Here is a 5,244-nt window from a genome sequence, read left to right as displayed (position 1 = left end):
CGGGAGATAAAAAGCATCCTAAGTGGAATGAGTCAAAAAATGTTGTTCGGGCCTTTCCATATAGCTATCAAGAGGCTATGGGTATTACCACTTCCATTAAAACTTGGCTACCAAGATTGGTTTAGCTCTATTTATGGGAGTATGTTCTCCCAGTCTTTTGAAGAAAACCAAGCAACGCGTCCGTTGCTAAATTTAATGTGAGACCAATTGTTTTCTTCTTGAATTACAATTCCAGAATTACCTTCATTGAGTATGACAACTTGATTGCTTTTACTTGATGGCTCACTAAAGCCAGTGCTATTTCTTTCTATAACAATTGCAAGTTGAGACTTGGGTACACTTATTTGGCCAATTATAAGCAGCACGATGGCCAAAACGGTTGTAGTAAAGGGCCATCTCCAAGTAAAATCCACCATTTTTGTTCTTCTTACAATCAATAAAGACAAGGAAATAAGAATAAAACAACAACTCAGAATAGTCCAAGTTTCTGGCTGAAGTATAGTGCGTGCACTTTCACTAATCCAATGTAAAAGCTCTTCTTGGGGCTGCTGAATACTCTCAGAGATTCTCAAGTTTACCCAATCAAGATTATGCCTTGCGCTTTCATTTACGGGGTCATACAATAAGGCCCTTTCAAAATTTACTTTGGCTTCACCAAGCTCACCTAATCGGGTATAACAATTACCCAGATTGAAGTACAGCGCACTTTCATGAACCTGTGATTGAACTAAGGCATCATATTTTTCTAGAGCGTCTCTATACAGGCCCCTATCATAAAGTGCTCTAGCACTGTCCGCAATAGTATTTAGATGGTTTTCCATATCTCTATAAAAGCATTCATGTTGGAATCATCATTAGAAGAGCTCACCGGAGCATATTGGGCAAGATTACAATTTTCAATGAGCGTAAATATTTCATTTCCAATTTGATTTCCGTAGGTATTTTGAAGGTTGATTTTGGTAACGTTTTCTAAATTCAGCCCTTTTTCTACGAGTCCAAATTCTAAGGCGTTTAGCATTTTCCCATACCTCTTTTCATCCTTAGAACTAAAAGCTTTCTGCACCTCTCTTAATTTAATTTTCCTCCAATTTGAGCCTTTTGATTCCGTTCGTTTTGGCGCAAGTTGCCACAGCCAACATAATCCCAAAACAGCTAGCAAAATCAATGTCCCCTTTTTTATTAGGCCCCTACGATCAGTCTTAATATCAATATTTTGTAAATAATGTATGTCTTCATCTAAGAGGGTAGCTTCTTGTTCAGAAGATGTCGTCAAATTGGAATTTGGTTTAGATGCAGCTAAATTCGGGTTACGAACTGTTAAAGTATCTTCTGTTATAGTAACAGTTTTGTATTTATCTGTCTTTAAATCAAAGTAAGTCCATTTAATTTCTGGTAATACAAAGCTACCGCGGTACTGCGGTACTAATAGATATTCATATTCTTTAAAGCCTGTTATTCCTCGCTCACCAAAACGAATGTTTTCGTTGAATTTAGGGTCGTAGATATCAAAGCCTTCTACGTTGCTTAACTCAGGCACTTCGATTGTGCTTAGGTTTCCTTTACCCTCAATTCTAAGTTTGATGGTTATACTTTCATCTCCGCTTACCTCGCGCCTACTTATTTCTCTAATTAGGTTTAAGGAACCCACTCCCCCGGTGAAATGGGATGGGGCACCATCTGGAAGTGGTTTAATTTTTACCGCCGGTATTTTGGCAGAAGCAACTTGTGGAACATACTTCATTAGAGGCATATTAAAGAAATCTCGTTGCCCGGTTGGTACTTGAACCTGACCTCTTATTTTTAGTTCTTGTCCTCCTAAAACCCCGGGGGTATTGGGTAGAATAAGTCGCTTATCAAAATCGTATATGGTAGCAACTTTGTTTCCTACAACCTCTCTATAGCTCTCCTCCTTTGAATCCAGCTGCTGTTGAAGTACATTCTCAAAGTTGGGTGATTGAATAATGTCTAAATTTCTTACCGGATCAAAAAGAGTCGCACGGAATTTCAGTATAATGGGCTCTCCGACATAAACGGCTTTCTTTGAGGAGAGAATAGTCACATTAAAACTTTCCTCTGCCTGCTGCTGGATATTATTTTTCTTTTTTAATCCTTCTTTGACTGTAATTTTAAGCTTATTGCTTTCTATTCGTTTTCCATCTACTATTATGAAGGCTGCAGGAAGCACAAACTCTCCTTTTTTTTGAGCAACAACATCATAGGATAAGGATCTATTGGACGAAACCCTACCATTTATTATTTGAGTTTGACTTGATTGATAAGGTCCGCTGACCACTATGAATTGTTCAAAGTTTGGGGGAGTAATTTCCCCTCTTCTTGCATTTGTTGTAAACGTGATTCTAAAGGTTTCATTGAGATCCACAGCAGTTCTTGAACACTTTGCGGTAAGTGCTATGTTTTGCCCATTGGCGCACACACTTAGAAAAAGTGCTGCAATCAATAATAAGTTACCAATCTTTTTCACCGCTTTTCTTTTTGCCTTTTGCCTTCTTAGAATTTGCCTTTTGCGCCGTTTTCTCTTCTGCCCGTTGTATTGCTTCCAAGAGGCCTTTGATTTCTTCAGGGCTTAACTTGCCTTTGGATTCCCCATCATCTTTAGGCTCTTTACCATTCTGGTTTTCTTTAGGGTCACCCATTTGATCCTCATCCTGCTCTTGATTTGGTTCATTTTCATCTTTATTTTGACCTTGCTGATTTTCCTTGTCTTTAGCATTATTATCATCAGAATTTTGGTCTTGTGAATCGTCCTTGTCCGTTTTCGAATCTTCCTTTTCCTCTTGTTTTTGGTTTTCGCTTTGGTCTTCTTGATTTTGTTGCTGCATGAGTTTTTCGTATGCCCTATTGTAGTTGTATTGGGCATCTATTCTAGATGGATTTTGTAGGATACTTTCTTTGTAATAATTCACGGCTTCTTCGTAAGCTTCCTGATCAAATGCAGCGTCACCTAAATTGTATAAGGCATCACTTTTTTTATTCTTGCTTTTTGTGTGACGCAACGATTCTTTTAATGCATTTTTTGCTTCATCAGTTTTCCCTTCTTTAAGTAGGGAAGACCCCAGGTTATACCATCCTTCAAAGCCTTCTGGATTAATTGCTGTGGCATTCAGAAATTCTTGGGATGCGGTAGATGAATTATCCTCTTCGGCTAATTTATTCCCTTGTTTGATACTGTTGTAATAATCGTGAGCACTGCCTTCTTTAATTGTTGGGCTTGATTTAAGGGTGTCGGCATTCTGTGCCTTCAAAGATGAACAGGCCAAAAGTAAAATTAAGGTACTGTATTTGGTTGGATTACCTATTTTATTAGGTAAGAGTGTATAAAGTAAAAGGAAGAGTAACGCGGGAAAAAGAAACCATTGAAACTGTGGCTCATAGTCAATTGCGATTTCCTCTGAAATAGCCGCTTGCTCGCCCGTTAGTATGAAATCTTGTACAAGTTTAATTGCCTCATCAGTTCTGTTTCCGTCAATATAATTTGCACCGATTTCTTCCATGAGATTGGACAATATTTTTTCATCTCTTCTTGTAATGACTACTTCGCCTTTTTTATCTTTTTTGTAAATAGTGCCCGATCTGGTTTTCTGAATTGGAATGGGACCGCCGCTTTGCGTGCCCAGCCCTACAAAGAGAATTTGTACAGGAAATTCTGGAAGTTCAAGTCCCTCTAATTCTTCATGATCTTCCCCGTCGGTAAAGACAATTATGAACCTTCCCGCTGGGGATGCTGGATTAAAGTAGCCAAAGGCATATTTGAGCGCTGCAGCAAGGTTTGTTCCTTGCGATGGAACGGCATTTGGATTAGCAGCATCCAAGGCCATTTTGGCTGCCACATAATCTGTAGTTATTGGTAGAGCAGGATATGCACTTCCGGCATACGCAATTAGACCTACACGATCACCGCTCAGCTGGCCAAGGGTTCTTGAAATGAGCAGCTTTGCCTTGTCCAATCTATTAGGGGCAATATCTTCTGCCAACATAGAGCGGCTCACATCAAGTGCAAATACTACATCCGTACCCTTGCGATTTACCTTTTGCTTTTGACCACCCATTTGAAGGTTTGCTAGACTCAGCCCAAGAAACAGCAGAGATAGAGCAAGTAGGGTATATTTAGTGAAAAACCGCACAGACCCGAATGACTTCTTAAGTTTGGCAGACGAATACGCTAAGCCCAAGATTCTCCAAACCTTTTTTCTCCAATTATGAAATAGAAAAGAACAGAAAATCAGCGTTGCAAATAACACCGGTCCAACGATTAATAGTTCTGGGAATTGCCACTTGAAATCCATTAAAACGCAGATTTTAAGACTACAAAATTCAATATCAATTCAAACGCTATAAAAGCTATAGCCATCCACACAAAGATGGAATAATGTTCATCATACCTGTAAAATTGAAATCCTTCAATTTCACTTTTCTCTAGACTGTCAATAATGCCATAAATATTCTCCAAGCTTTCTCTGTCTGTTGCTCTAAAATATTGACCATTGGTCATTTCAGCTATTCTTTTAAGTAGCGCTTCGTCTATGGTTACTTGCACAGGACGGTAAACAAATTCTTTTGTATTCGGGTCAATACCCACCGGCATGGAAGCAATCCCATTGGTGCCTAGACCGATGGTATATACTTTGATGCCCAAACTTGCGCATAATTCGCCTGCTTGAATAGGATCAACCAACCCAGCATTATTTTCGCCATCTGTGAGAAGGATGATGATTTTACTTTTAGCTGCGCTTTCTGCTAGTCTATTTGCGGCAGTGCTAAGTCCCATGCCAATTGCTGTACCACCATCAAGCATATCATATTGCAATGACCTAATTTGTTCATTGAGCAAGCTATGATCAGTAGTTAAAGGAACGGGGCTGTATGATTCTCCTGCGTAAATCACTAGGCCAATCCTATCCATATTCCTTCTGATCACATAGTCTGTAGCAACTTCCTTTAATGCTTCTAGTCTATTAGGTTTTAGGTCTTTTGCCAACATGGACGTGCTTATATCCAACGCCAACATCATATCAATACCTAGGTTTTGTGATGGTTGTTGGTTGACTTGCGTTGTCTGGGGGCGAGCTAAGGCGATACAAAGAGAGCCCATAGCCAACCAAGATAAAATACCCGTATAGTTTTTGAGTGTTGCAACCCAATATTTCCCTGTCCCTTCTATTTGAGAGTATCCATAGTGATTCATTCGTTTGGAACGCAATACCACCATCATTATAAAGGCAATAG

The 5,244-nt window shown here is 39.3% G+C and carries 4 protein-coding genes; all 4 read right to left on the bottom strand.

Features of this window, described 5'->3' with window-relative positions:
* Positions 1-131: 131 nt before the first annotated feature.
* Genes ISP71_08950 through ISP71_08935 form a run of 4 tightly spaced genes read right to left on the bottom strand, consistent with a single transcriptional unit; the run spans position 132 to position 5,203 of the window.
* Positions 132-821, bottom strand: coding sequence for a tetratricopeptide repeat protein (locus ISP71_08950; protein ID MBL6664210.1), 690 nt, complete (start codon positions 819-821; stop codon positions 132-134).
* Entirely contained in the window at positions 806-2,482 is a 1,677-nt protein-coding gene (locus tag ISP71_08945) for a protein BatD (protein ID MBL6664209.1), read from the bottom strand. Before ISP71_08945 ends, ISP71_08950 begins: the two co-directional genes overlap by 16 nt.
* A complete protein-coding gene (locus ISP71_08940) occupies positions 2,466-4,304 on the bottom strand; it encodes a VWA domain-containing protein (GenBank protein MBL6664208.1) in 1,839 nt (612 codons plus the stop codon). The genes ISP71_08945 and ISP71_08940 overlap by 17 nt, the downstream gene beginning before the upstream one ends.
* Positions 4,304-5,203: a VWA domain-containing protein gene (locus tag ISP71_08935; GenBank protein ID MBL6664207.1), complete on the bottom strand. Its 900-nt coding sequence runs from the start codon at positions 5,201-5,203 to the stop codon at positions 4,304-4,306. Before ISP71_08935 ends, ISP71_08940 begins: the two co-directional genes overlap by 1 nt.
* Positions 5,204-5,244 lie beyond the last annotated feature (41 nt).

It is taken from the genome of Flavobacteriales bacterium, from assembly GCA_016779995.1.
Lineage (GTDB): Bacteria > Bacteroidota > Bacteroidia > Flavobacteriales > UBA7312 > UBA8444.
This window is presented reverse-complemented; position numbering and strand designations above follow the sequence as displayed.